The organism is Blastococcus sp. SYSU DS0669 (assembly GCF_054050895.1).
The window spans coordinates 94,537-119,441 of the sequence record NZ_JBJHAE010000008.1; the positions used below are offsets into that span (position 1 = coordinate 94,537).

The 24,905-nt window shown below is 75.4% G+C and carries 27 protein-coding genes; 5 read left to right on the forward strand and 22 right to left on the reverse strand.

Annotated elements, in window-relative coordinates; genetic code table 11:
- Nucleotides 1-6 precede the first annotated feature (6 nt).
- The 16 genes from nuoK to ACI792_RS11070 form a co-directional block, all read right to left on the reverse strand.
- Nucleotides 7-306: an NADH-quinone oxidoreductase subunit NuoK gene (gene nuoK / locus ACI792_RS10995; protein WP_456602603.1), complete on the reverse strand. Its 300-nt coding sequence runs from the start codon at nt 304-306 to the stop codon at nt 7-9.
- Nucleotides 303-1,157: an NADH-quinone oxidoreductase subunit J gene (locus tag ACI792_RS11000; protein WP_456602604.1), complete on the reverse strand. Its 855-nt coding sequence runs from the start codon at nt 1,155-1,157 to the stop codon at nt 303-305. The genes nuoK and ACI792_RS11000 overlap by 4 nt, the downstream gene beginning before the upstream one ends.
- Nucleotides 1,154-1,771 (reverse strand): NADH-quinone oxidoreductase subunit NuoI, encoded by a 618-nt coding sequence (gene nuoI / locus ACI792_RS11005; RefSeq protein WP_456579710.1) that lies wholly within the window; start codon nt 1,769-1,771, stop codon nt 1,154-1,156. The genes ACI792_RS11000 and nuoI overlap by 4 nt, the downstream gene beginning before the upstream one ends.
- Nucleotides 1,764-3,233 (reverse strand): NADH-quinone oxidoreductase subunit NuoH, encoded by a 1,470-nt coding sequence (gene nuoH / locus ACI792_RS11010; RefSeq protein WP_456602605.1) that lies wholly within the window; start codon nt 3,231-3,233, stop codon nt 1,764-1,766. Before nuoH ends, nuoI begins: the two co-directional genes overlap by 8 nt.
- The gene (locus ACI792_RS11015; protein WP_456602606.1) at nt 3,230-5,740 is read right to left on the reverse strand and encodes an NADH-quinone oxidoreductase subunit G; all 2,511 of its coding nucleotides are present in this window, start codon (nt 5,738-5,740) and stop codon (nt 3,230-3,232) included. The genes nuoH and ACI792_RS11015 overlap by 4 nt, the downstream gene beginning before the upstream one ends.
- Nucleotides 5,737-7,065, reverse strand: coding sequence for an NADH-quinone oxidoreductase subunit NuoF (nuoF, locus tag ACI792_RS11020; protein ID WP_456602607.1), 1,329 nt, complete (start codon nt 7,063-7,065; stop codon nt 5,737-5,739). The genes ACI792_RS11015 and nuoF overlap by 4 nt, the downstream gene beginning before the upstream one ends.
- Before the next feature lie 2 nt (nt 7,066-7,067).
- Nucleotides 7,068-8,150: an NADH-quinone oxidoreductase subunit NuoE gene (nuoE, locus tag ACI792_RS11025; protein WP_456602608.1), complete on the reverse strand. Its 1,083-nt coding sequence runs from the start codon at nt 8,148-8,150 to the stop codon at nt 7,068-7,070.
- Nucleotides 8,147-9,478: an NADH-quinone oxidoreductase subunit D gene (locus ACI792_RS11030; RefSeq protein ID WP_456602609.1), complete on the reverse strand. Its 1,332-nt coding sequence runs from the start codon at nt 9,476-9,478 to the stop codon at nt 8,147-8,149. The genes nuoE and ACI792_RS11030 overlap by 4 nt, the downstream gene beginning before the upstream one ends.
- A 22-nt stretch (nt 9,479-9,500) precedes the next feature.
- Nucleotides 9,501-10,250 carry an NADH-quinone oxidoreductase subunit C gene (locus ACI792_RS11035; RefSeq protein ID WP_456602610.1) on the reverse strand — a complete coding sequence of 250 codons (750 nt, stop codon included), beginning with the start codon at nt 10,248-10,250 and terminating at the stop codon, nt 9,501-9,503.
- Nucleotides 10,251-10,287: 37 nt separating this feature from the next.
- The gene (locus ACI792_RS11040; RefSeq protein WP_456602611.1) at nt 10,288-10,962 is read right to left on the reverse strand and encodes a NuoB/complex I 20 kDa subunit family protein; all 675 of its coding nucleotides are present in this window, start codon (nt 10,960-10,962) and stop codon (nt 10,288-10,290) included.
- Nucleotides 10,963-10,972: 10 nt separating this feature from the next.
- The gene (locus ACI792_RS11045; protein WP_091931123.1) at nt 10,973-11,335 is read right to left on the reverse strand and encodes an NADH-quinone oxidoreductase subunit A; all 363 of its coding nucleotides are present in this window, start codon (nt 11,333-11,335) and stop codon (nt 10,973-10,975) included.
- Between the two features lie 92 nt (nt 11,336-11,427).
- Entirely contained in the window at nt 11,428-12,699 is a 1,272-nt protein-coding gene (locus ACI792_RS11050; protein WP_456602612.1) for a geranylgeranyl reductase family protein, read from the reverse strand.
- Between the two features lie 88 nt (nt 12,700-12,787).
- Nucleotides 12,788-13,447 carry a phosphoribosyltransferase gene (locus tag ACI792_RS11055; protein ID WP_456602613.1) on the reverse strand — a complete coding sequence of 220 codons (660 nt, stop codon included), beginning with the start codon at nt 13,445-13,447 and terminating at the stop codon, nt 12,788-12,790.
- A 7-nt stretch (nt 13,448-13,454) separates the two neighbouring features.
- Nucleotides 13,455-13,604: a hypothetical protein gene (locus ACI792_RS11060; protein WP_456602614.1), complete on the reverse strand. Its 150-nt coding sequence runs from the start codon at nt 13,602-13,604 to the stop codon at nt 13,455-13,457.
- Between the two features lie 128 nt (nt 13,605-13,732).
- Nucleotides 13,733-14,713: an HNH endonuclease signature motif containing protein gene (locus ACI792_RS11065; protein WP_456602615.1), complete on the reverse strand. Its 981-nt coding sequence runs from the start codon at nt 14,711-14,713 to the stop codon at nt 13,733-13,735.
- A 575-nt stretch (nt 14,714-15,288) separates the two neighbouring features.
- Nucleotides 15,289-16,008: a demethylmenaquinone methyltransferase gene (locus ACI792_RS11070; protein ID WP_456602616.1), complete on the reverse strand. Its 720-nt coding sequence runs from the start codon at nt 16,006-16,008 to the stop codon at nt 15,289-15,291.
- A gap of 35 nt (nt 16,009-16,043) precedes the next feature.
- On the opposite strand from ACI792_RS11070, the gene ACI792_RS11075 reads away from it, so the two are divergent.
- Together ACI792_RS11075 and ACI792_RS11080 are read left to right on the forward strand one after the other, a co-directional pair.
- Nucleotides 16,044-17,288, forward strand: coding sequence for an isochorismate synthase (locus ACI792_RS11075; RefSeq protein WP_456602617.1), 1,245 nt, complete (start codon nt 16,044-16,046; stop codon nt 17,286-17,288).
- Nucleotides 17,289-17,419: 131 nt separating this feature from the next.
- Nucleotides 17,420-17,995, forward strand: a complete 576-nt coding sequence (locus ACI792_RS11080; protein WP_456602618.1) for a dihydrofolate reductase family protein — start codon at nt 17,420-17,422, stop codon at nt 17,993-17,995.
- Here the strand turns inward: ACI792_RS11080 and ACI792_RS11085 are convergent.
- From ACI792_RS11085 to ACI792_RS11095, 3 genes are read right to left on the reverse strand one after another with little or no spacing between them, the layout of a single operon-like run.
- On the reverse strand, nt 17,977-18,684 hold the full coding sequence (locus tag ACI792_RS11085; protein WP_456602619.1) for a helix-turn-helix domain-containing protein: 708 nt from the start codon (nt 18,682-18,684) through the stop codon (nt 17,977-17,979). The genes ACI792_RS11080 and ACI792_RS11085 overlap by 19 nt on opposite strands.
- Before the next feature lie 56 nt (nt 18,685-18,740).
- Entirely contained in the window at nt 18,741-20,423 is a 1,683-nt protein-coding gene (gene menD, locus ACI792_RS11090) for a 2-succinyl-5-enolpyruvyl-6-hydroxy-3-cyclohexene-1-carboxylic-acid synthase (protein ID WP_456602620.1), read from the reverse strand.
- Nucleotides 20,420-21,382 (reverse strand): o-succinylbenzoate synthase, encoded by a 963-nt coding sequence (locus ACI792_RS11095; protein ID WP_456602621.1) that lies wholly within the window; start codon nt 21,380-21,382, stop codon nt 20,420-20,422. The genes menD and ACI792_RS11095 overlap by 4 nt, the downstream gene beginning before the upstream one ends.
- Nucleotides 21,383-21,470: 88 nt before the next feature.
- On the opposite strand from ACI792_RS11095, the gene menE reads away from it, so the two are divergent.
- Nucleotides 21,471-22,592, forward strand: a complete 1,122-nt coding sequence (menE, locus tag ACI792_RS11100) for an o-succinylbenzoate--CoA ligase (RefSeq protein ID WP_456602622.1) — start codon at nt 21,471-21,473, stop codon at nt 22,590-22,592.
- Nucleotides 22,592-23,461: a 1,4-dihydroxy-2-naphthoate polyprenyltransferase gene (locus ACI792_RS11105; RefSeq protein ID WP_456602623.1), complete on the forward strand. Its 870-nt coding sequence runs from the start codon at nt 22,592-22,594 to the stop codon at nt 23,459-23,461. Before menE ends, ACI792_RS11105 begins: the two co-directional genes overlap by 1 nt.
- 1 nt (nt 23,462) lies before the next feature.
- Here ACI792_RS11105 and ACI792_RS11110 read toward each other — a convergent pair whose 3' ends face one another.
- Both ACI792_RS11110 and ACI792_RS11115 read right to left on the reverse strand, forming a co-directional pair.
- Entirely contained in the window at nt 23,463-23,789 is a 327-nt protein-coding gene (locus tag ACI792_RS11110; RefSeq protein ID WP_456579729.1) for a DUF4229 domain-containing protein, read from the reverse strand.
- Nucleotides 23,782-24,267 carry an Lrp/AsnC family transcriptional regulator gene (locus tag ACI792_RS11115; RefSeq protein WP_456579730.1) on the reverse strand — a complete coding sequence of 162 codons (486 nt, stop codon included), beginning with the start codon at nt 24,265-24,267 and terminating at the stop codon, nt 23,782-23,784. Before ACI792_RS11115 ends, ACI792_RS11110 begins: the two co-directional genes overlap by 8 nt.
- A gap of 48 nt (nt 24,268-24,315) precedes the next feature.
- Here ACI792_RS11115 and ACI792_RS11120 point away from each other — a divergent pair, with 48 nt between their 5' ends.
- Nucleotides 24,316-24,528: a hypothetical protein gene (locus tag ACI792_RS11120; protein WP_456579731.1), complete on the forward strand. Its 213-nt coding sequence runs from the start codon at nt 24,316-24,318 to the stop codon at nt 24,526-24,528.
- Nucleotides 24,529-24,551: 23 nt separating this feature from the next.
- Here ACI792_RS11120 and ACI792_RS11125 read toward each other — a convergent pair whose 3' ends face one another.
- Nucleotides 24,552-24,842 carry a hypothetical protein gene (locus ACI792_RS11125; protein WP_456602624.1) on the reverse strand — a complete coding sequence of 97 codons (291 nt, stop codon included), beginning with the start codon at nt 24,840-24,842 and terminating at the stop codon, nt 24,552-24,554.
- Nucleotides 24,843-24,905 lie beyond the last annotated feature (63 nt).

The following is a 24,905-nucleotide window of genomic DNA, read 5'->3' on the forward strand; positions in this document are numbered from 1 at the left end:
TCGCCGTCAGTACTTCAGCAGGTTGGCGTCGTCGATCGAGGCGGACCTGCGGGTCCGGTAGATCGACATGATGATCGCGAGACCGACGACCACCTCGGCGGCGGCGACGACCATGACGAAGAGCGCGATGATCTGGCCGTCGACAGTCCCGGTCGACCGGGCGAAGGTGATCAGCGTCAGGTTGACGGCGTTGAGCATCAGCTCCACGCACATGAACACCACGATCGCGTTGCGCCGCACCAGGACGCCGACGGCGCCGATGGTGAACAGGATCGCCGCGAGCACCAGGTAGTAGGACAGGCTCACCGGTGCTCACCGCCCTCGCGGCCGCCCGGGACGTCGCTCACCGTGGGGGTGAGGGAGCCCAGCGCGGCGTCCGGTGAGCCGAGCTGCTGCCGGCCGGTGCCCCGGGGCAGCGGCTCGACCTGCTGCGGCTCGATGCCGGTGGCGAGGCTGTCCTCGGCGATGCCCCCGTCGGGCAGCCGACCGGGAGCGGCGACCGAGGTGGCGCGGGCGTAGACCCCGGGGCCGGGCAGCGTCTGCGGGCGGTCGGTGAGGAACCGCGCGCGCGACAGCTCCTTCTGGCCCTTGCGGCTGGCGGGGTCGCGCTCGGCCTGGGTGAAGACGAGCGCGCCGACAGCGGCGACGATCAGCAGCGCGCCGGTGACCTCGAAGGCCAGCAGGTAGCGGGTGTAGAGCAGGGCGGCGATCGCCTCGACGTTGCCCGCGTCGGGGCCACCGGGCCCGGCCTGCACCGCCTCGAGCCCCACCACGGGGAGGTCCTGCGTCGCCCGCGCGATGCCGGCGCCGACGAGCGCGGCGAAGCCGATGCCCAGCAGCGTGGCCGCCACCCGCTGCCCGCGCAGCGTCTCGACCACCGAGTCCGAGGAGTCCCGGCCGACCAGCATCAGCACGAAGAGGAACAGGATCATGATGGCGCCGGTGTAGACGATGATCTGCACGGCGCCGAGGAAGGGCGCGGACTGGACGACGTAGAAGACGCCCAGCGAGAGCATCGTCAGCACCAGCCAGAGCGCCGAGTGCACGGCGTTGCGGCTGAGCACCATGCCGAGGGCGCCGGCCAGGGAGAGCGGGCCGAGGATCCAGAAGACGACGGCCTCGCCGGTGCCGACGACGAGGGTGGCGTCCGGCGTCACGACCGCACCTCCGGCTCGCGCAGGTAGTAGTCCTTCTCGTCGTCGCCGAGGCGCATCGGGTGCGGGGGCTGCTCCATGCCGGGCAGGAGCGGGGCCATGAGCTGCTCCTTGGTGTAGATCAGGTCGGCCCGGTTGTCGTCGGCCAGCTCGAAGTCGTTGCTCATCGTCAGCGAGCGGGTCGGGCAGGCCTCGATGCACAGCCCGCAGAAGATGCAGCGCAGGTAGTTGATCTGGTAGACCGCGCCGTACCGCTCACCGGGCGAGTAGCGGGCGTCCTCGGTGTTGTCCCCGCCCTCGACGTAGATGGCGTCGGCCGGGCAGGCCCAGGCGCACAGCTCGCAGCCGACGCACTTCTCCAAGCCGTCCGGGTGCCGGTTGAGCACGTGCCGGCCGTGGTAGCGCGGCTTGGTCACCTTCGGCTCGAAGGGGTACTGCTCCGTGGTCACCGTCCGGAACATCTGCGCGAAGGTGACCCCGAAGCCCTGGACGGGCGCCGGCACCAGCCGGTCGCGCAGGGTGGGGCGCACGGCGGGCGTCGCGGCCGTCGCACCCGTCGGGCGCTCGACCTCCGCGCTCCCGCGCCGGGCGGGGTCGCCGCTGCGGCTCTCAGGCATCGCCGTCCTCCTGGGAAGTGGTGCTCGTGGGTGCGCGTCGTCCGGTGCCGACGACCGTGCCGTCGGTCGCGACGGGTTCCCGGCGCAGGCGCGGGGAGGGAGGCACGACCAGGTCCATCGGCGGGACCGGGAAGCCGCCCTCCGACCGGCTGGGGGTGCCGGCGGGGCGCCGCCCACCGGCCGGGGGCAGGACCTCGGGCTCGGGGTCGGTGGCGTGGACGCCGCCGGCCGCGGCCTCCTCGGCCATCACCCGGGCGTCCCGGTTCGCCGTCCGGCCGGCCAGGGCCAGGCCGAGCAGCACCAGGACCGCGACGGGGACGCCGACGAAGAGCGCCACCTGGCCGGTGGAGAGGTCCGCCTCGCGGGAGAGGGTCCGCATCGCGGCGACGACGAGGATCCACACCAGCGCGACCGGGACCAGCACCTTCCAGCCGAAGCGCATGAACTGGTCGTAGCGCAGCCGGGGCAGGGTGCCGCGGAGCCAGATGAAGACGAAGAGCGCGGCGACGACCTTGAGGAAGAACCAGAGCAGCGGCCACCAGCCGCTGTTCGCGCCGTCCCAGACGGAGATCGGCCACGGCGCCCGCCAGCCGCCGAGGAAGAGCGTCGCGGCCAGCGCCGAGACGGTGACCATGTTGATGTACTCGGCGAGGAAGAACAGCGCGAACTTCAGCGACGAGTACTCGGTGTGGAAGCCGCCGACGAGCTCGCTCTCGGCCTCGGGCAGGTCGAACGGCGCGCGGTTGGTCTCCCCGACGACGGCGATCACGTAGATGACGAAGGAGACCGGCAGCAGCACGGCGTACCAGCTGGGGCCGGTGAACTCCAGGCCGAAGAAGGAGACCTCGTTGCCGTCGGCCTGCGCCGCCACGATCTCCGACGTCGACATCGAGCCGGCGTAGAGGAACACCGCGACGATGGAGAGCCCCATCGCGATCTCGTAGCTGATCATCTGGGCCGCGCTGCGCATGCTGCCCAGCAGCGGGTAGGTCGAGCCCGAGGCCCAGCCGCCGAGCACGATGCCGTAGATGCCCATGGCCGACATGGCCAGGATGATCAGCACGCCGATCGGGGCGTCGGTCAGCTGCAGCGGCGTCTGCTCGCCGAAGATGCTGACGACCGGGCCCATCGGGATCACCGAGAAGGCGACGAACGCCGGGATGGTGGCGATCACCGGGGCGAGGAAGTAGACCGGTTTGTCCGCCATCGCCGGCATGATGTCTTCCTTGAACGCCAGCTTCAGCCCGTCGGCGAGGCTCTGCAGGGAGCCGCGCGGCCCGACCCGGTTGGGGCCGATCCGCTGCTGCATGCGTGCGACGACCTTGCGCTCGAGGACGATCGCGAACAGCGTCATCAGCACCAGGACCGCGAAGACGCCGACGACCTTGATCAGCACGATCCACCAGACGTCCTGGCCGAAATCGGCCAGCGTCGGCTGCTCGGGCGTGGCCCAGACGTTCATCGCGCGTCCCCCAGCGGGTGCGTCGTGGCGCCGGTGGGCACCGGCGAGGCCGACAGCCGGACGACGCCGCCGGGCCCGGTGCCCAGCGCGGTCCGGATCTCGCTGCCGGGCGAGCGCATCGGCAGCCACACGACCTGGTCGGGCATCGCGGTGACCGCCACCGGCAGGGTGACCGAGCCCGTCGCGCCGCTCACGGTGAGCCGGTCGCCGTCGGCGAGCCCGAGGCGCGCGGCGGTGCCGGCGCCGACGCGGACCACCGGCGGCCGGGCGGTGCCGGCGAGCTCGGGTTCCTCGCGCTGGAGGGTGCCGACGTCGAGCAGCTGGCGCCACGAGGCGAGCACGGCCTCGTCATCGCGGAGCGCCGGGGTGTCGGGGGGCGCGACGTCGGGTCCGGGGCTCTCCGCGGCCGAGCGGCGGGCGCCCAGCGCGGCGAGCGCGGCCCGCGCGAACTCCGGTGCGGGGAGGCGCAGGTCGGTGCCCATCGCCTCGGCCAGGCCGTGCAGCACCCGGCCGTCCCCCAGCCGCCCGGTGCCGTGCAGGGTGGCGTCGAAGGGACGCAGCCGCCCCTCCCAGTCCAGGTAGCTCCCCGCCTTCTCCGACGACGCCGCCACCGGCAGGACGACGTCGGCGCGCTCGGTCACCTCGGTCGGGAACATCTCCAGGCTCACGACGAACGCCGCCGCGTCCAGCGCCGCCCGCGCCAGCGCGGGGTCGGGCAGGTCGGCGGGGTCGACCCCGCCGACGAGCAACCCGGGCAGCCGGCCGGCGCAGGCGTCGGTGAGGATGCCCGTGACGTCGCGGCCGGGGGCATCGGGCACCGCCGCGGGGTCGATGCCCCACACCGCGGCCACCTCGGCTCGGGCGGCGGGGTCGTCGACGGCGCGGCCGCCGGGCAGCAGCGTGGGGAGCGCGCCGGCCTCCACCGCGCCCCGCTCTCCGGCGCGACGGGGCACCCAGGCCACGCGGGCACCGGTCGCCCGGGCCAGCGCGACCAGCGCGGTGAGCGCGCCGGGCACCTCGGCCAGCCGCTCACCGGCGAGCAGCACCGCGCCCGGCTTCCGCAGCGCCTCGACGGCGGGCCCACCCCAGCTGCCCTCGGCGAGGGCGAGCAGCGACCGGGCCTCCGCGCCCGGCACCGTGGTGAGCACCGTGGCGTCCAGCTTCTGCGCGGCGCGGGTGGCGAAGGGTGCCAGGTCGAACACGGCGAGGCCGCCGGTGCGCACCGCCCGGCGCAGGCGGAGGAAGAGGATCGGCGACTCCTCCTCCGGCTCCAGACCGGCGAGCAGGACGGCGGGCGCGGTGCCGACGTCCTCGTAGGTGACGGCGCCGGTCACGGGTCCGGTGCCGGCCACCGCGGCGCCGAGGAAGGCGAGCTCCTCCGCCGAGTGGGCGCGGGCCCGGGCGTCGACGTCGTTGGTGCCCAGCGCGACCCGGGCGAAGGTGGCCCAGGCGTAGGCGTCCTCGAGCGTGAGCCGCCCGCCGGGCAGCACGCCGACCCCGCCCTCGGCGCGGGCGCGGCGCAGGCCGTCGGCCGCCTCCGCCCAGGCCTCGGGCCAGGAGGCGGGCTCCAGCACGCCGTCCCGGCGCACCAGCGGGGTGGTCAGCCGCTCGTTGGAGGTGGCGTAGCGGAAGGCGTAGCGGCCCTTGTCGCAGGTCCACTCCTCGTTGACCGCGGGGTCGTCACCGGCCAGCCGGCGGGTGACCTTGCCCCGCCGGTAGTCGGTGCGCATGGCGCAGCCCGAGGCGCAGTGCTCGCAGACGCTGGGCTCGCTGCGCAGGTCGAACGGGCGGGCGCGGAACCGGTACTGCGCGCTGGTGAGCGCGCCGACCGGGCAGATCTGGGTGGTGTTGCCGGAGAAGTAGGAGGAGAAGGGCTCGTCCTCGTAGATCGCGACCTGCTCCAGGGCGCCCCGCTCGAACAGCTCGATGAACGGGTCACCGGCGACCTGCTGGGAGAACCGGGTGCAGCGGGCGCAGAGCACGCAGCGCTCGCGGTCGAGCAGGATCTCGCTGCTGATGGGCAGCGGCTTCGGGTAGGTGCGCTTCTCCCCCTCGAACCGGCTCTCGGCCCGGCCGTTGCTCATCGCCTGGTTCTGCAGCGGGCACTCGCCGCCCTTGTCGCAGACCGGGCAGTCCAGCGGGTGGTTGATCAGCAGCAGCTCCATGGTGCCCTGCTGCGCCTTGTCGGCGACCGGGCTGGACAGCTGCGTGCGCACCGCCATGCCGTCGCTGACGGGCATGGTGCAGGAGGCGACCGGCTTGCGCTGGCCCTCGACCTCGACCAGGCACTGCCGGCAGGCCCCGATCGGCTCGAGCAGCGGGTGGTCGCAGAACCGCGGGATCTGCACGCCGATCATCTCGGCGGCCCGGATGATCAGCGTCCCCTTGGGCACGGCGACGTCGAAGCCGTCGATCGTGCAGCGGACGGCGTCCTCGGGCGTGTGCGGACCGGGCGCGCCGGGTGGGACGGCCGGCGCGGGGTCGGGGCTGGTGGGGGTGAGTGTCACGAGGCGGCTCCGACCGGCTCGAGGCGGAGCGACCGGCCCAGGCGGGCCTGCTCCTCGGGCGGCAGCAGGGCGACGTAGTCGTCGCGGAAGTACTTCAGGGAGCTGGAGATGCAGCTGGTCGCGCCGTCGCCGAGCGCGCAGAACGACCGGCCGAGGATGTTGTCGCAGGTGTCGGTGAGCAGGTCCAGGTCGGCGGCGGTGCCCTGGCCGTCGACCAGCCGCTGCAGGATCTGGACCAGCCAGTAGGTGCCCTCGCGGCACGGGGTGCACTTGCCGCAGCTCTCGTGCGCGTAGAACTGGGTGAACCGCAGGGTGGCTTCGACGATCGAGTCGGTCTCGTCGAACACCATCAGCGCGGTCGTGCCGAGCATGGAGCCCGCGGCGGCCACCGAGTCGAAGTCCAGCGGGACGTCGAGGTGCTCGGCGGTGAAGTACGGCGTCGACGAGCCGCCCGGCGTCCAGAACTTGAGCTCGTGCCCGGGGCGGACGCCGCCGGCCATCTCCAGGAGCTCCCGCATCGTCGTCCCCATCGGGGCCTCGTACTGCCCGGGGCGGACGACGCGGCCCGACAGCGAGTAGATCTTGGGGCCGGGCGACTTCTCCGGCCCGAAGGCCTTGAACCACTCGGCCCCGCCGCGGACGACGAACGGCACGCTGGCCAGCGTCTCGACGTTGTTGATGACCGTCGGCGCGCCGTAGAGGCCGGCGACCGCGGGGAACGGCGGCTTGAGCCGGGGCTGGCCGCGGTAGCCCTCGAGCGAGTCCAGCAGCGCCGTCTCCTCGCCGCAGATGTAGGCGCCGGCGCCGGCGTGCACCACGAGCTCGAGGTCGTAGCCGGAGCCGAGGATGTCGGTGCCGAGGTAGCCGGCGGCGTAGGCCTCGCCCACCGCGTTGAGCAGCCGCCGGTGGGCGTGCACCGCCTCGCCGCGCACGTAGATGACGGCGAACGTCGACCGGATCGCGTAGGCGGAGATGATCACGCCCTCGATGAGCGAGTGCGGGTCGGCCATCATGAGCGGGAGGTCCTTGCAGGTGCCGGGCTCCCCCTCGTCGGCGTTGACCACGAGGTACTTGGGCATCGCCGCCGGGCCGGAGGGCTCCTCCCCGGGCTTGGGCTGCGGGATGAAGCTCCACTTCATGCCGGTCGGGAAGCCCGCGCCGCCGCGGCCGCGCAGCCCGGAGTCCTTGACCATCGTCACGAGCTCGTCGGGGTCCATCGAGAGCGCCGTCCGCAGGGCCGAGTACCCCTCGAGGCGCTCGTAGGTCGACAGCCGCCAGGAGTTCTCAGCGCCCCAGCGCGAGGTGAGGACGGGGGTGAGGGGCATGGTCAGCGCCTCCGCTTCGGTGCTCGGCCCTGGGTGGTCCGGGAGGGCCGGTCGGACCCCCCGCCGGCCGGGGGTGGGGTGGCGGGGCTCTGGTCGCCGGTGCCCGGCTCGGCGCCCGCGGGCGTCTCCGTGCCGGAGCGGCCGTCGGGCAGCCGGCGACCGGCGGGTTCGGGGGCGTCGGGGTGCGAACCGGCGGCACCGGCCTTCTCCGCCGGGGTGTCCGCGGCGGCGACGCGCGCGTCCGCCGCCTCCTGCCCGGGGGTCTCGCCGGTGCTCCCCGACGGCCGGACCGTCTCGCGCGGCTCACCCGCGTCGGACGGGTGGGGCTCCGGCCCGCGCATCGGCGGGGCCTGCTCACCCCGCTCGGCGGCGAGGTGCAGCCCCCGCAGGGTCGGACCGTAGTCACCGGGGGCGTCGACGGCGGCGGCCGCGGCGGCGTCGTCCGAGTGCTGGGAGAACCCGGCGAGCTGGCGGGAGACGCCCCGGAAGTCGGTGAGCGGGGCGCCGCGGGTGGGCAGCGGCTTCTCGCCCCGGCGCAGCGCCGCCACCAGCGCGCGGGCGCTCTCGACGTCCTGCTGGTCGTAGAACTCGTAGTCGACGGTGACCACGGGCGCGTAGTCGCACGCGGCGAGGCACTCGGCGTGCTCGAGGGTGATGGACCCGTCGGCGGCTGTCTCGTCGTGGTGCACGCCGAGGTCGGCCGAGAGGGCGTCCATGATCCGCTGCCCGCCGAGCACGGCGCAGAGCGTGTTGGTGCAGACGCTGACCAGGTGCCGGCCGGTGGGGCGGCGCTTGTACATCGTGTAGAAGGTCGCGACCGCACCGATCTCGGCCTTGGTCAGGCCCAGCTCCTCGGCGCAGAGCGCGACGCCCTCGGGGGTGACGTAGCCCTGGTAGCTCTGCACCAGGTGCAGCATCGGCAGCAGCGCCGAGCGCGGCTGCGGGTAGCGGGTGATGATCTCCCGCGCCTCGAGCCGCGCCTGCTCGGGCAGCGGCGGCACCTCGGCCAGGGAGCCGGCGTCGACCGGGCTGGAGTCCAGCCCGGTGACCGCCGTCCCCTCCGGGCTGCCTGGCAGTGCACTCATCGGTCCACTCCCCCCATCACCGGGTCGATCGATGCGATCGCGGCGATGACGTCGGCGATCATGCCGCCCTCGCTCATCGCCGCCGTGGCCTGGAGGTTCACGAAGCTGGGGTCGCGCACGTGGACGCGCCACGGGCGGGTGCTCCCGTCGCTGACGACGTGGTAGCCGAGCTCGCCGCGGGGCGACTCGATCGGCACGTACACCTGGCCGGCCGGCACCCGGAAACCCTCGGTGACCAGCTTGAAGTGGTGGATCAGCGCCTCCATGGACTGGCCCATGATGTGCGCGACGTGCTCGTGGGAGTTGCCCATGCCGTCGGGCCCGAGGGAGAGCTGCGCCGGCCAGGCGATCTTGCGGTCCTCGACCATCACGGGGCCGGGCTCGAGCCGGTCCAGCGCCTGCTCGATGAGCTTGAGCGACTCGTTCACCTCCGACATGCGCACGAGGTAGCGGCCCCAGGCGTCGCAGGTGTCGGCGGTGGGGACCTCGAAGTCGTAGGTCTCGTAGCCGAGGTAGGGCTCGACCTTGCGCAGGTCCCAGGGCAGGCCGGTGGCGCGCAGGATCGGCCCGGTGACGCCGAGCGCCACGCAGCCGGTGAGGTCGAGGTAGCCGGCGTCCTTGAGCCGGGCCTGCCAGATCGGCTGGCCGGTGAGCAGCCGGTGGAAGTCGGTCACCCGCTTCGGCATCACCTGAAGGAACTCGCGGATGTGCTCGACCGCCCCCTCGGGCAGGTCCTGCGCCAGGCCGCCGGGGCGGATGTAGGCGTGGTTCATCCGCAGGCCGGTGATCTCCTCGAGCAGGTCGAGGACCATCTCCCGCTCGCGGAAGCCGTTGGTCATACCGGTGAGGGCGCCCATCTCCATGCCGAAGGTGGCCAGGGCGACCAGGTGCGAGGCGATCCGGTTGAGCTCCATGACGAGCACGCGGATGGTCTGGGCGCGCTGCGGCACCTCGACGCCGAGCAGCTTCTCGACGGCCATGCAGTAGCCGGCCTCGTTGAACAGCGGCGCGAGGTAGTCCATGCGGGTCACGAAGGTCGTGCCCTGCACCCAGTTGCGGTACTCGGTGTTCTTCTCGATGCCGGTGTGCAGGTAGCCGATGACCACCCGCGCCTTCGTGACCGTCTCGCCCTCGAGGTCGAGGACCAGCCGCAGGACGCCGTGCGTGGACGGGTGCTGCGGGCCCATGTTGACGACGAGGCGCTCCTCGCCGTGCGGATCGGCCCCGAGGGTGACGTCCCAGTCCCCGCCGGTGACGGTGTAGACCCGACCCTCGGTGGTCTCCCGCGAACCCGCGTACGGGTCGGCGGGGTCGTAGGTCGTGCTCATCGCTGCCCCTCCTCGACGCCGGTCACCGGTAGGCCCGCCGCGTGTCCGGCGGCGGGATCACCGCGTCGTGGTACTCCACCGGGATCCCGCCGAGCGGGTAGTCCTTGCGCTGCGGGAACCCGTCCCAGTCGTCGGGCATGAGGATCCGGGTCAGCGCCGGGTGGCCGTCGAAGACGACGCCGAACATGTCGTAGGTCTCCCGCTCGTGCCAGTCCGCCGTCGGGTAGACGCCCGTGACCGAGAGGACGTGCGGGTCCTCCGCGGTGACCGCCACCTCCAGCCGGATGCGGCGCCGGTAGGTCATCGAGGTCAGGTGGTAGACGACGTGCAGCCGCGGCCGGCCCGGTGCGACCGCCGGGCCGCCGCTGTCGAGGTAGTCGACGCCGGAGACGCTGCTGCAGAGCTCGAAGCGCAGCGCCTCGTCGTCGCGCAGCGCCCGCACGAGGGTGAGCAGGTGCTCCCGGCCGACGAAGTAGGTGATCTCGCCGCGGTCGACGAGCACCCGGTGGACCGCGGCGGCGTAGGTGCCCTCGCCGACGGCCTCGATCAGCGCGTCGGTGACCTCGTCGAACCAGCCGCCGTAGGGGCGGTCGGTGGAGTGCAGCGCCACCGCCCCGCCGGGCTCGACCCGGACCAGCCCGCCGAACCCCGAGGTGTCCCCGCTGCCGGCGACCCCGAACGCGCCCGTGCGGAACCCGCCGGAGGGGGCCGTGGCGTCGTCGTACCCGGCCTCCTCGCGGCCCGGGACGACCTCGCCGCCGTCGTTGCTCATCACACCTCCAGTGGGGAACTCGTGGCCTTCGGCCCGCTCATCGCCTGTCGCCCGCCCCCGGCAGCAGCACGGCGTTGCCACCGCGCCGCTCGATCGCGAACTGGCCGGCGCGGCCCTGCGCGGCGGCCTCCTCGTAGGCCCGCCGGGCCTCCTTGTCCGCGCGCACGGTCGAGGGCATCTCGACGTGCAGGTCGCGCGCGGTGCCCTCCTCCCGCGCCTGCTGGAGCTCGCGCGCCCGCTTGGGGCCGAGCGGCTCGTGCTGGATCTTGTGGTGCAGCTTCAGGATCGCGTCCATGAGCATCTCCGGCCGCGGCGGGCAGCCGGGCAGGTACATGTCCACGGGGACGACGTGGTCGACGCCCTGGACGATCGCGTAGTTGTTGAACATGCCGCCCGAGCTCGCGCAGACGCCCATGGCGAGCACCCAGCGGGGCTCGGGCATCTGGTCGTAGATCTGGCGCAGGACCGGGGCCATCTTCTGGCTCACCCGCCCCGCGACGATCATCAGGTCGGCCTGGCGCGGCGAGGCGCGGAAGACCTCCATGCCGAAGCGGGCCAGGTCGTAGCGGCCGGCCCCCGACGCCATCATCTCGATCGCGCAGCAGGCCAGCCCGAACGTCGCCGGCCACAGCGACGACTTGCGCGTCCAGTTCACCAGCTTCTCCACGCTGGTCAGCAGGACGCCGCTGGGCAGCTTCTCCTCGAGTCCCATCAGATGTCCCCTAGTCCCACTCGAGCCCGCCACGCCGCCACTCGTAGGCGAAGGCGAGGAAGACGGTGCCGATGAACAGGACCATCGCGACCAGCCCCCAGACGCCGAGGGCGTCGTTGGCGACGGCCCAGGGGTAGAGGAAGACGATCTCGATGTCGAAGACGATGAACAACATCGCCGTCAGGTAGTACTTCACCGGGAACCGGCCACCGGTGAGCGGCTGGTCGACCGGCTCGATGCCGCACTCGTAGGCCGCGAGCTTGGCGCGGTTGTGGCGCCGGGGCCCCACGAACGGGGCGACGGCCACCGAGAACAGCGCGAACGCCGCAGCGAGCGCGAAGAGCCCGACGATCGGGACGTATGTCGACAGCATCAGCGGCACCCTAGGGTGATGGAGGTCACGTACGGGTCACGATCCGACCACGGAGCGTCCGTGTCGGGGTGGCGGGTCGTCACGGCAGCCACTCAGGTCGCCGGGGTCAGTCGGAGGAGCACGGCGAGCGCCCGGTCGACGACGTCCCCGTCGCGGCCGTCGCTGAGGTTGCCCATCACCCGCAGCATGGCGTCCGTGATCGCCGGACGGCGCAGGCCGCGGGCCATGGCCAGGCGGACCACCGCCGGGCGGGCCAGCAGCGCGAGGAAGCCCAGCCCCAACCGGTGGTGGCGGCCGAGCTCGGCGCGCAGCCGGTCGGGGTAGCGCTGCAGCACCGCCTCGCGCGCCGCGCCGGCCGGGCCCGCGAGCGCGGCCACCACGGTCTCCGCGGCCATCCGGCCGCTCTCGAGGGCGGCGCTGATCCCCTCGCCGTTGCAGGGGTTCACCGTGCCGGCGGCGTCCCCGACCAGCAGCAGCCCACGGGTGTAGGCCGGGCCGCGGGAGAGCGCCATCGGGAGGCCGGCGCCCCGCAGCGGGCCGACGGCGTCGTCCTCACCCAGGCCATCCTCGGCGGGGAAGAGATCCAGCCACCGGCGGAGGACCGATCGGCGGTCCGCCCCGGTGCCGCGCCGGGTGTCGAGCAGGCCGTAGCCGACGTTCGCCGTCCCGTCGCCCATGCCGAAGATCCAGCCGTAGCCGGGCAGGGTCTCGCGCGACGGGCCGTCGGCGGTCAGGTCGAAGGCGATGTCGAGGTAGTCGTCGTCGCTGCGCCGGCTGCGCACGTACCCCCGCAGGGCGACCCCCAGCGGGCGGTCGGTGCGGCGCACCAGGCCCAGCCCCTTGGCCAGCCGGCCCGACAGCCCCTCCGCGGAGACGACCAGCGGCGCGCGCCAGGTGACCGGCTCTCGGTCGCCGCCCGCCTCCCCGCGGACCCCGACCACCCGGCCGTCGTCGTCGAGCAGCGGTTCGGTGACGGTGGTGCCGGTGACCAGGCGGGCGCCGGCCGAGCGTGCCTGGTCGGCCAGCAGCGCGTCGAGCTCGTGGCGGGTGCGCACGAGGCCGTGGTCGGGCCAGGAGTCCAGCCGTGGCCAGTCGACCTCGGCGACCCGCCCGCCGCCGTGCACGCGGAGCCCGCGGCGGCGCACCCAGCCGGGCCCGGCGGTGTCGACGTCCATGTCGTGCAGCGCCTTCACCCCGCGCGGCGTCAGCCCGTCGCCGCAGACCTTCTCCCGGGGGAACTCGGCCTTCTCCAGGAGCGCGACGTCCAGCCCGGTGCGGGCCAGGTGCCAGGCCGCACTGGAGCCGGCCGGCCCAGCACCGACGACCACGACGTCGGCAGCGTGCGCCGCTGCGGTCCGCGCCATGTCGCCCCTCCGGTCCGTCGTCGACCCCGATGCACCTTGTGAAAGAGTTCACAAAGTCGTCGGTCCCGAGTCTAGGCCGCGGTGTGATCTAGCCGACAGTCCCCCCTCGGCGCAGGGCCCTGAGCACCTCGTCGTCGGAGGTCTCGGAGAAGTCGTCGTAGGCCTGCCCGACCGATCGGAAGCCCGTCGGCGCCTCCGGGCACTCCAGGTCGTCGACGTCGGCGGCGAGCTGGGCGAGGGCGGCGGGCGGCCCCACGGGGACGGCGACGGTGAGGCGGGTGGGGCCGTTCGCCCGCACGGCGGTGACAGCGACGCGCATGCTCGCGCCCGTGGCGAGGCCGTCGTCGACGAGCAGGACGTGACGGCCGGCCACGACGGGGGCCGGCCGGTCGCCGCGGTACGCATCGGTCCGGCGGCGCAGTTCGGCGAGCTCGCGGTCGCGGACGGCGGCCACCGCGTCGGGGTCGGGTGCGAAGCGATCCCGGACCGCGGGTACCCACACGGTCTCCACGCGGTCGCCGATCGCCGCGAGCGCGCCCATCGCCAGCTCCGGCTGCCCGGGTGCGCCGAGCTTGCGGACGACGAGGACGTCGAGCTCCGCGCCGAACGCGCCGGCCACCTCCGCGGCGACCGGGACACCTCCGCGGGGCAGCCCGAGCACCAGGGCGCCGGTGCCCACCCGCCCGGTGAGCGCGCCCGCCAGCACCCGCCCGGCGTCGCGGCGGTCGGCGTAGCGGGCGCGCTGCACGGCGGCGCTAGACCACGGGGACCGGGTCCGGTCCCGGGGTCGGCGGGTTCCCCGGCTGGTCGGGGTCGGGCTTCGGGATCGGGTCGGGGAGCGGCTTCACCGGGTCCGTCGGCGCGGGGTCGGGATCCTGGGGCTGCGGCGTGGTGGGACTGGTCATGGTCCGACGCTAGGACACTTCGGCCGACCGCCCCACCCCGCGCGCGCACCCACGGCTGCGCATCGCTGCCGCGCGCCCGCGACGGACGCGCCACCGCGCAGAACTGGACACCTCTCGCCGGAGGCCCCTCAGAAGGGCGGCGGATCGAACGTCGGCACCCCTGCCCGGCGCGGACCGGGCAGCGCAGGTTGTGCCGTCAGATCGCGCAGGCCCGGCGGCCGGGTCGCCCGGGTGCTCCCGTTGGGCGTCGTCACCCGCAGCGTGCCGTCGGGCAGCAACTCGAAGCGCCAGCCGCGGGCGAAGGTCTTCAGCCGGTGGTGCGTACGGCACAGGCAGCAGAGGTTCTCGCAGGAGGTGCTACCGCCGCAGTCGTAGGGCACCACGTGGTCGGCGTCGGTGCGCGCGGCCGGCCGGCCGCATCCGGGGTGCCGGCATGTGCGGTCGCGAAGCCGGAGGAACCGTTCCTGGGCCGCGGAGGGGTCGTGCCCGGCCACCGCCGCCGGGCGCCCCACCAGGGGGCAGCCGCAGTCGGCAGCCGCGCCGTGGGTGGTGCAGCCGCGGATGGCGAGCCGGCGCAGCTCGGTGGCGGTCGCGGCGGCGAGGAGGGCGCCGTCGTCGCCGGTGATCGCCACCGCCAGGCTGCCCGCCGGCGGGGCCTGGACCCCCAGCGCGCCGAGGCGCGCCATGAGCTCCCGGAGGTGGGCGGCGGTGATCGGGGTGCCGTCCACGCTCGGCCCCGTCTCGCCGCCGACGTCGTCCGGCGCGGCGGACGCTGCGGGCCCGCCCAGGGCTCCCAGCGGGGCCACCACCGTGACGTGCCCGGTCATCGCCGGGCGGGAGGTGTCCCACGGCCGCAGGACCAGGGCGGCGTGCGCCTCGGCCCGGAGGACCCCGATCGGCCGGTCGTCGCCCCCGGTGCGGGCCAGCTGGGCGGCCTGGTCGATCGCCGACCACATCGCCGCCGCCACCGGGGAGGGCAGCTCGGTGGTCAGGGCGGAGAGACCGTCGCCGGTCGCGTGCACCCGGACCCCCGCCCGCGCCTCGGCCTCGACGCGCCGCCGCTCCGCGAACTCCTCGTCCGAGGCGTGGCCGAGCACGCCGGCGAACACCCGGGCGCGGAACCAGTCCAGCTCGCCGGCCGCGCAGCGGCCCGGACCGCGGGCATGCGCTCCACCAGCACGTAGGCGTCGGAGAGCACGCCGGTGGCGAACGGACGGGAGCAGTTGAGCACCGCCGCCAGCTCGTCGGGCAGGAACTCGCTCGTCCCCGGGACCGGCGACCCCGGCCCGCGACGGCGCGCCCCGGGATGCCCCGGAGGTGGGTCGTCGGTGTCGGGCCGGTCGGCGGCCGGCCCCATCACCAGCTCGGCCTCGTAGGCAGCGTCCATGGCACGGCGCGCCTGCAGCCGCCCCAGCTCAGCCGCCTTCTCGGCGGCGGACAGCACCCCCACCGGCAACCGCGCGACCGTCGGCGGCAGCTCGAGCAACCAGCCGACGAGCGCACCCTCGACCGGGGTCCGGCGCAGCTCGACGGTGGTCACGGGTCGGACATACGTACGAGGTACGACAGTTTCCTCGGCCCGCCGACCGGCGGGCTCAGGTCGACCGGCTGACCGGTGAGGAAGAGGGGCGCCGTCGGGCTCTGCCGCGGCCGCTGGCCCTCGTGTCGTCCCGGCCCGGCAGCTTCAGGCCTTGCGGCCCCGGTGCAGGGCGACGATCCCACCGGTCAGGTTGTGCCAGGCGACGTCCGCCCAGCCGGCCTCCTGCAGGCGGGCGGCGAGCGCCGGCTGGTCGGGCCAGGCGCGGATCGACTCAGCCAGGTAGACGTAGGCCTCGGGGTTGCTGCTCACCGCGCGGGCGATCCGCGGCAGCGCCTTCATCAGGTACTCGGTGTAGACGGTGCGGAACGGCGCCCAGGTGGGACTGGAGAACTCGCAGACCACCAGCGTGCCGCCCGGCCGCGTCACGCGGGAGAACTCGCGGAGCGCCACGTCGGGGTCTGCGACGTTGCGCAGCCCGAAGGAGATGACCACGCCGTCGACGCTCTCGTCGGCCAGCGGCAGCGCCATCGCGTCACCGGCCACCTTCGGCACCGGACGGGCGGCGCCGGCGCGCAGCATGCCCTGGGAGAAGTCGCAGGCGATCGCGTGCACGCCGCCGGCCGCGAGCTCCACCGTCGAGACCGCCGTGCCCGCCGCGACGTCCAGCACCGTCTGCCCCGGGCGGGCGCCCAGCGCGTCGCGGGTGGCCCGCCGCCAGGAGGCGTCCAGGCCCCCGGAGAGCACCGTGTTCGTGAGGTCGTAGCGCTCGGCGACCCGGTCGAACATCGCCGCGACCTCGGCCGGCCGCTTGTCCAGCCCGGCCCTCACGCCGGCGGTGTGCGGGGTGTCTCGCCGGTCTGCCACGGCGTCGACGCTACAAGGCTGCCTAGTCTGGGTTCGTGACCGCGGCCGCCCTGACCTCCCCGGCAGCGGCCGCGCGCACCGTCAGCACGGTCCGCACGGACGACGTGGGCGAGCTGCTCGACCTGCTCCCGGCCGGCGGCGGGCTGTCCTGGGTGCGCCGCGGCGAGGGCCTCGTGGGCTGGGGCGAGGCCGCCCGGCTCGAGGTGTCCGGACGCGGCGCGCTGGCCGAGGCCGCCGACTGGTGGGAGGAGTACTCGGCCGGGCTCGAGGTCAGCGACGACGTCGGCGTCCCCGGCTCCGGCCCGGTGCTGTTCGGCAGCATCGCCTTCGACCCGGTGGCCGGGACGTCGGTCTTCGTCGTCCCCGAGGTGGTGGTGGGGCGGCGCCACGGCGTCGGGTGGGTCACCGCGATCGGCACCGCGCCGGAGCTGCCGGCGCCCGTCCCGGACGGCACAGGACCCGCCCCCCGCCTGCGCTACGCCGACGGGGCGCTGGACCCCGCGAGCTGGTGCGCCGCCGTCGCCGAGGCGGTGGAGCGGATCGCCGCCGGGGACCTGGCCAAGGTGGTGCTGGCCCGCGACCTGCTGGTCTCCGCCGAGCCCGCCCTGGACGCACGGCGGCTGCTGCACCGGCTGGCCGGGCGCTTCCCCGGCTGCTGGTCCTTCGCCGTCGACGGGTTGCTCGGCGCCACCCCCGAGCTGCTGCTGCGGCGCAGCGGGCAGCAGCTCTCATCCCGCGTGCTGGCCGGCACCGCCCCGCGGGGGGCGGGCGCGGAGGACGAGCGGCTGGCCGCGGCGCTCCTCGGGTCGGCGAAGGACCGCGCCGAGCACGCGCTCGCCGTCGACTCGCTGGCGCGCGCCCTGGAGCCCTACTGCAGCGAGCTCACCGCGCCGGAGGAGCCCGAGCTCCTCACCCTCGCCAACGTGCGCCACCTCGCCACCGACGTCGTCGGCACCCAGCGCGCCCCGGCCGGCCTGCTGGAGCTGGTGGGCGCGGTGCACCCCACGGCCGCCGTGTGCGGCACCCCCACCGCCGACGCCGCCGCGCTGATCGGTGAGCTGGAGGGCATGGACCGCGGTCGCTACGCCGGGCCGGTCGGCTGGATCGACGCCCGGGGCGACGGCGAGTTCGGCCTCGCCCTGCGCTGCGCGGAGCTGACCGGTGACGGCGGGGCGCGCCTGTTCGCCGGCTGCGGCATCGTCGCCGGCTCCGACCCGGCCGCCGAGCTGGCCGAGACGCAGGCGAAGTTCGCCGCCTTCCAGGCCGCGCTGGAGTCCTGACCCACACGGAACCGGTGTCGTTTCCGTCCAAGACCACCGATGCCGCAGCCCCTACGGTCCGGTGGTGGGACGGCCCGAGGACGCCGCCCGAGCAATGGGGAACGACTCCCCCTGAACCGTGGAGGCACACCATGCCGCGCCAACTCGTCTGGACGGGCTTCATGACCCTGGACGGTGTCGTCGACTCCCCCGGTGGAGCCGTCGAGGGGCACCCCAGCGGCGGCTGGGTGCTGCGGACGCCGTTCGTGCCCGAGTCGTTCGCGCTCAAGGCCGAGGAGCTCGAGGAGACCAGCGCGCTCATGTTCGGGCGGCGCAGCTACGAGGCGTTCTCCGGCAGCTGGCCCGCCTCCGAGGACCACATCGCCTACCGCGACCTGCCGAAGTACGTCGTCTCCGGGTCGCTCGGGGAGGATGCGCTCGTCGACGGCTGGGGCCCCCAGGAGATCCTGCGGACCACCGAGGACGTCGCCGCGCTCAAGGAGACCGAGGGTGGCGCGATCTTCATCCACGGCAGCGCGGAGCTCGCACGGAACCTCGCCCACGCCGACCTGATCGACCGGTACAACGTGCTGGTGTTCCCTGTGCTGCTCGGCTCGGGCAAGAGCGTGTTCAGCCGCACCGACGACGACCGGCGCCAGCTGTCGCTCCGGGAATCGGCGTCCTACTCGAACGGCGTCATCAAGGCCCTCTACGACGTGGTCCGCTGAGGCGTCAGCGGGAGCGCGCCGCCGGTCCCCCTGCGCAGCTGGCCGGCGGTGCGGCCGATGTACCGCCGCAGCGCGCGGGCGAGGTGCGGCTCGTCGTAGTAGCCGAGGTCAGCGACGACGGTGGCCGCGGTCGCCCCGCCCAGCAGCAGCGCGGTGGCGGTCCTGGCGCGCCCGATCTGCTCGATCGCGCCCCGGCTCAGGCCCGTCGCCGCGCGGAAGCGGCGCTCGAGCGTGCGGTCGGAGCCGGGCACACCACCTCCGCGCAGGGCCGAGGCGACCAGGGGGTCGCGCACCACGCAGCCGCCGCGGACGAGCCGCTCCACCAGCGCCTCGGCGTCATCCGCGCCGGGCGTCTCCCAGCGATCGCCGTGGAGCCGGAAGTGCCGTCGCGTCGTGTCGGGCAGCTCGATCCCCGAGTCGACGAGGGCCGAGGTGGGCGTCCTGCGCAGCGACGTGCCGACCGCGAACTCGATGCCCACGAACGAGGCGCCCTCGGGCACCGGAGCGCTGCTGGTGCGGGTCTCCGGACCGGTGACCGCCGCGTACGGGACGCCGTCCCGCTCCCAGAACACGAGGCCCCAGGTCTCCGACGCCACCGACGTCATCTGCGACACCCCGGTGCTGCCCCCGGTCCACACCGAGGAGATCCAGGGCGAGCCGGAGGCGCGCGTCCGGATCTCCAGCCCCACGCCGGGGAACCTATCGCGGGGCGCGCCCTCCGCCCATCGGCCGGCGCACCCGGTCGTCACCCCAGCGCGTCGGCGGCCGCCTGCCGAAGCCGGCCGGCGAGCTCGGCCTCGGCGCGCTGGTCGGTGCGGACGACGACGACCTGCGGGCCGCCCAGCCCCAGCACCGCCGCCAGCTCCGCCGGGGTCGACACCCGCGCCGCCGGCCAGCCCAGCGTCTCGGCCACCGCCACCAGGTCGCGCCCGTGCGGGGTGCCGAACACCCGGCGGTAGTCCGCGGCGTGCCGGTCCTGCCCCGGTTCGAGCTGGGCGAAGATCCCGCCGCCGTCGTTGTCGGGCACCACCACGGTGAGGTCCGGCCGCGGCTCACCCTCGCCGAGCAGCAGCCCGGTCAGGTCGTGCAGGAACGTCAGGTCGCCCATCAGCGCGAACGCCGGCCCCCCATGGACCAGAGCGGCCCCCACGGCGGTCGAGACGGTCCCGTCGATGCCCGCGACCCCCCGGTTGGCCAGCACGCTGACGTCGGCCCGCGGGACGGCCAGCCGGTCGACGTCGCGCACCGGCGTCGAGGACCCCAGGACCAGCAGCGCGCCGGCGGGCAGCGCGGCGACGACGTCGCGGGCCAGCCGCGCGGCCGTCATCCCCGGCGCCTCGTCCAGCACCGCGTCGACCGCCGCACCCACCCGCTCGGCGGCCGCGTGCCAGGTGGCGGCCCACTCCGCGTCGACCGGTTCGTCGGGCTCGGCACCGGCCAACAGCCGCCGGACACCGGTGCTCGACCGCCCGGCATCGGCCCACCGCGGGGAGGCGCTCACCGTCTCGACCGTGACGGCCGGGTCGGCCAGCAGGGCGTTGACCGGCCGGGAGAGCGTCGGGCGGCCCACCACGAGCACCCGCTCGGGCCGGTGGGCGGCCAGCCAGCTGGCCGCCCCGAGCGCCAGCACGCCCCCGCGGAGCCCGCCCGGCAGCCCCCAGAACGCGCTGCTCGGCTCGGCGACGACCGGCCACGCGGAGCCCTCCGAGATCCCGGGTGCGGCGTGCAGCGGGCCGTCGCCGGCGATCACCAGCGTGCGCGGCGGCAGGCGGAGCACCCGCCCCGCCCACCCCGCCGACGGCTCGGCCGCCGTCCACGGCCGCCCGCCGGGACGGCCCGCCCAGGGGCCGGCGGGCTCGGCGGGGTCGTCGTCGGGCAGCAGCGGCTCACGGAGCGCGAGGTTCAGGTGCACCGGACCGGGGTCGGCCGAGAGCGTGCCGCAGGCGATGGTGAGCGCCTTGGCGGCGAGCGAGCGCCAGTAGCGGTTCTGCGCCTCCTCACGGCCGGCCTCGGGCACGCCGACGTCGGCCGCCCAGCGCACCGCGCCGCCGTACAGCCCGGCCTGCTCGATGGTCTGGTTGGCGCCGGTCGCGCGGAGCTCCGGGGGCCGGTCGGCGGTGAGCGCCAGCAGCGGCACCCCGCTGGCGTCGGCCTCCAGCACGGCGGCGTGCAGGTGCGCGGTCGCCGTCCCCGAGGTGGTGACCACCGGCACCGGGCGGCCGGACCGCTTCGCCAGCCCGAGCGCGAGGAAGGCCGCCGTCCGCTCGTCGATGCGCACGTGCAGCCGCAACCGGCCCTCCCGCTCGGCCGCCGCGAGCGCCAGGGCGAGCGGCGCGGACCGGGAGCCGGGGGCCAGCACCGCGTCGGTGACGCCGCCGCGGAGCAGTTCGTCGACCAGCACGCGGGCGAACGCGGTGGAGGGGTTCACGCGGCGAGCACCTCGTCGATCCGGGTCAGCCACCGGGCCACCGTCGCCTCACCGGCCGTGGGGACGCGATCCGGCTCCGGCCGCACCACCGGCAGGCCGCCGTCGACCGGCAGCAGCGGGGACGACGACACGTCGCCGGTGAAGAGCGCGACGGTGGCCAGGCCGCAGGCGAACGGCAGCTCCGGTAGGGCGGCGGCCAGCGCCACCCCGGCGGCGATGCCGACGGAGGACTCCAGCGCCGAGGAGACGACGCACGGCAGGCCGTGGGCCTCCGCCACGCGCAGCGCCGCCCGCACGCCGCCCAGCGGCTGGACCTTGAGGACGACGACGTCGCCGGCCTCCCGCAGGTCGACGGCGAGCGGATCGGCCGAGCGGCGCACGCCCTCGTCGACGGCGACGCGCACGTCCACCCGCCGGCGCAGGGCGGCGAGCTCCGGGAGCGTGGCGCACGGCTGCTCGACGTACTCCAGGCCGACGGCGGCGTCGAGCTCGCGGATCCGCCGGACCGCGGTGTCGACGTCCCAGGCGGCGTTGGCGTCGACGCGGATCGCGCCTCCGGGGCCCAGGGCGTCGCGCACCGCCTCGACGCGGGCGCGGTCGTGCTCGTGCGTCTGCCCCGGCTCGGCGACCTTGACCTTGGCGGTGCGGCACCCGGAGCCGGCCACGATCGCGTGCGCCCGCTCCGCGTCGACCGCGGGCACCGTCACGTTCACCGGCACGCTGGATCGCACGGGCGCGGGCCAGCCCTCCACGGCGGCCTCGACGGCGGCGGCCCACCAGCGGCGGCTCTCGGCGGCGTCGTAGTCCCAGAAGGGCGAGAACTCGCCCCAGCCCGCCGGGCCGCGCAGGAGCACCCCGTCACGGACGTCGATGCCCCGGAAGCGGGCCCGCAACGGCACCTCGTAGACGGCCAGCCCGGTGATTCCCGCCGGTAGCGCGGCGGCGGGGACGGCGGTCACGGTGATCAGCCTATGAGAAGGGCCCCTACCCCCTCCTCTCGCAGGCTCGTGGCGGGCCCCTGCAGGGAGCCGCATAGGCTCGTCCCTCGTGGCTCGGCAGCTGACCCTCGTGGCCGCGGGCGAGCTCTCCGACGACGACGTCCGCGCGGCCCTGGACGGCGGGCGCCCGCTGGCCGTGCTGCCCGCCGGCCCCCCGGCCGTGGTCGACGCCGCCCGCGCCGTGCTCCGCCCCGACGAGCCGCTGGAGGCCGGCGCCGACCTCGTCGTCGTCACCTCCGGCTCCACCGGGGGCGGGCGCGGGGTGCTGCTGCCCGCCACCGCGCTGCGGGCCTCCGCGACGGCCACCCTCGACCGGCTCGGCGGCCCCGGCAGCTGGCTGCTGGCGCTGCCGGTGTCGGCGATCGCCGGGCTGCAGGTGCTGTGCCGCTCCCTGCTCGCCGGGCGCACCGCCACCCGCCTCGGCGACGGCGAGCCGCTGGCCGGCGCGCTCGCCCGCATGCCTTCCGGCGACCGCCGCTACACCGCGCTGGTCCCCACCCAGCTCCGCCGCGCGCTCGACGCGGAGCCGGACGCGCTGCGCGCCTTCGACGCGATCCTGGTGGGCGGCGCCGCCACCGATCCGGCGCTGCTCACCCGGGCCCGGGCCGAGGGCGTCGCCGTCGTCACCACCTACGGCATGACCGAGACCGCCGGCGGGTGCGTGTACGACGGCCTGCCGCTGGACGGGGTGGGCGTGCGGATCGCCGACGGCGGCGTGGAGCTGGCCGGCCCGGTGCTGGCGCTGGGCTATCGCGGCGACCCCGGGGGCACGGCGGCGGCCTTCGCCGACGGCTGGTTCCGCACCCGCGACGCGGGCACGCTCGACGCGGACGGCCGGCTCACCGTGCACGGCCGGCTGGACGACGTCGTCATCTCCGGCGGGGTCAACGTCGCGCCCGCCGCCGTGGAGGCCGCGCTGCGGGAACACCCCGCCGTCGCCGACGCCGTCGTCTTCGGCCGCCCGGACCCGGAGTGGGGGCAGCGCGTCGTCGCCGCCGTCGTCCCGGCCGCCGGCGGCACCCCCGCTCTCTCCGACGTGCGCCCGTGGGTGGCCCAGCGGCTCGGCGCCGCGGCCGCGCCCCGGGAGCTGCACCTGATCGACGCGGTCCCCACCCTGCACACGGGCAAGCCCGACCGCCGCGCCGTCGCGGCTCGCACCCCGGAGGTCTGATGGCCACCCCCGCCCAGTGGCTGGCCGGCGCCCGCCCCCGCACCCTGCCGGCGGCGGTCTCGCCGGTGCTCGTCGGCACCGGGACCGCGGTCGCGCTGGACGGCTTCCGGCTCGCGCCCGCGCTGCTCGCGCTGGTCGTGGCCCTGGCCCTCCAGGTCGGCGTGAACTACGCCAACGACTACTCGGACGGGAAGCGCGGCACGGACGCCGACCGGGTCGGTCCCATGCGGCTGGTCGGCTCGGGGGCCGCCACCCCGCGGCAGGTGCTCGTCGCGGCGCTCGCCTCCTTCGCCGTCGCCGGGGTCGCGGGGCTCGCCCTGGCGGCGCTCTCGAGCTGGTGGCTGGTGGCGGTGGGCGCGGTCTGCATCGCGGCGGCCTGGACCTACACCGGCGGCCCGCTGCCCTACGGGTACCGGGCCCTGGGCGAGGTCTTCGTCTTCGTCTTCTTCGGCCCGGTCGCCGTCGTCGGCACCACCTACGTGCAGACCCGCACCCTGCCCGCCCTGGCGTTCGCGGTCTCGGTGCCCGTGGGGCTGCTGATCGTGGCGATCCTGGTGGTGAACAACCTGCGCGACATCGAGGGCGACGCCCGGGTCGGCAAGCGCACGCTCGCCGTGCTGCTCGGTGACCGCGGCACGCGGCTGCTCTACGCGGCGCTGCTCGTCGTGCCGTTCCTGGTCGTCGCCGCCGTGGGCGTCGCGCGGCCGTGGGCGCTGCTCGCGCTGGCCGCCGCGCCCCTCGCGCCGGCCCCCGTGCGGACCGTGCTGGCCGGCGGCCGCGGACCGGCGCTCATCGGGGTGCTCGCCTCCACCGGTGTGCTGACCTTGGTCGCCGGCGTGCTCCTGGCCGTCGGGCTGGCGCTGAGCTGAGCTACCCGGCCGCCCCGCCGCTGAGCCGGTTCCGGAGGTCCTCCTTGGCCGCGCGGCGGGCGACGCTGCGGGCTGCGAGCGCCTCGGTGAGCCGCTCGCGCGAGGGCCGGAGCAGGACGTAGGAGACCGGCATCGACAGCAGCAGGCCGAACAGCAGCCCCGGGAAGCTGCCCAGACCCGCCCACCAGAGGATGAGCACGAGCGCCGCGGCGATCGCGAACCGCCCGACGGTGTAGAGCAGCAGCCAGGGCAGCACCTTCGGGGGCGAGGCCGCGCCCCCCGCGGGGCCGACCGGCGTACCGGCCGGGGTCTGGTCCTGCTCAGCCATGACGGCCCTCCCACTTGGTCGAGAGAACGACCGTCGTCCTCGTGCGTGCGACCCCTCTGATGCGGTTCAACGCGTCGATGGCCTCCTCGAGTGCCGCGATGTCGGTCACGCGGACCTTCACCACGTAGTCCTCGCCACCCGCGACCCGCCAGCAGTCCTCGACGGCGGGCAGGGCGAGCAGCCCGTCCTGGACCCGGGTCTCGTCGACGGCGTCGCTCTCGATCAGGCTCACCAGCGCGGTCACGGGCAGCCCCACCGCCGCCGGGTCTACGACGGCGCGGTAGCCGGTGATCACCCCGGCCGCCTCGAGCTTGCCGACCCGCTCGTGCACGGCGGGCGAGGAGAGCCCCACCTGCCGGGCGAGCTCGGCGTAGCTGGCCCGCCCGTTGGCGCGCAGCAGCTCGACCAGCTGCCGGTCGACGGCGTCGATGGCGGTTCTCCGTCCTGCCCGGGGGTACCCGTGTCGGTTGTGCGGCACCGAGTATCACCGCCGACGTACGCTGGAGTCCGACGAGGGGGTGGGCCCGTGTTGTTCCTGGTGGTTCTCGTGATGGCGGTCGTGGTCGTCGCCCTGGTGGTGCGCGCCGCGGCCAACGCCGGCCCGGAGGGGAGCGCACGCCCCGCCCGCCGCCCGCAGCGGCCCCGGGGCCCGGTGAAGTTCGTGGCTCCCGACGACGACCCCGAGTTCCTCCGCGAGCTCGAGCGGCGGGCCCGCCGGGACGACGGCTCCCCCACGTAGGACCCGGCGGAGAGGTCTCCCTCTCAGGCGGCCGGTGCCGCGCCGAACAGGCGTCGCCAGCCGCGCTTCGGCGGTGTGCCCGCCGTGACGGCCGGCGTCTCCGCCGCCTGCTCGTCCGCTGCCAGGTCGCCCGGCCAGCCGAGCCCGCCTCCCCCGGGGGCGGGCTCGTCGCCCGGCCAGCCCAGGTCGCCCTGCTCGGCCACGGCCGGGGGCGCGTGGCGGTGGCCGCCGGCCGCGTCGGCCGGCCGGCCGGCGAGCGCCGCGGCGACGAGCGGGTGCGGCGACGCGCCCTCGGCGGCCTCGTGCCTACCCACGGGACGTCTCCCCACCTGCCGGTGCGCTGCTGGTCAGCTCCATGGGGGCATGGAAGCACGAGG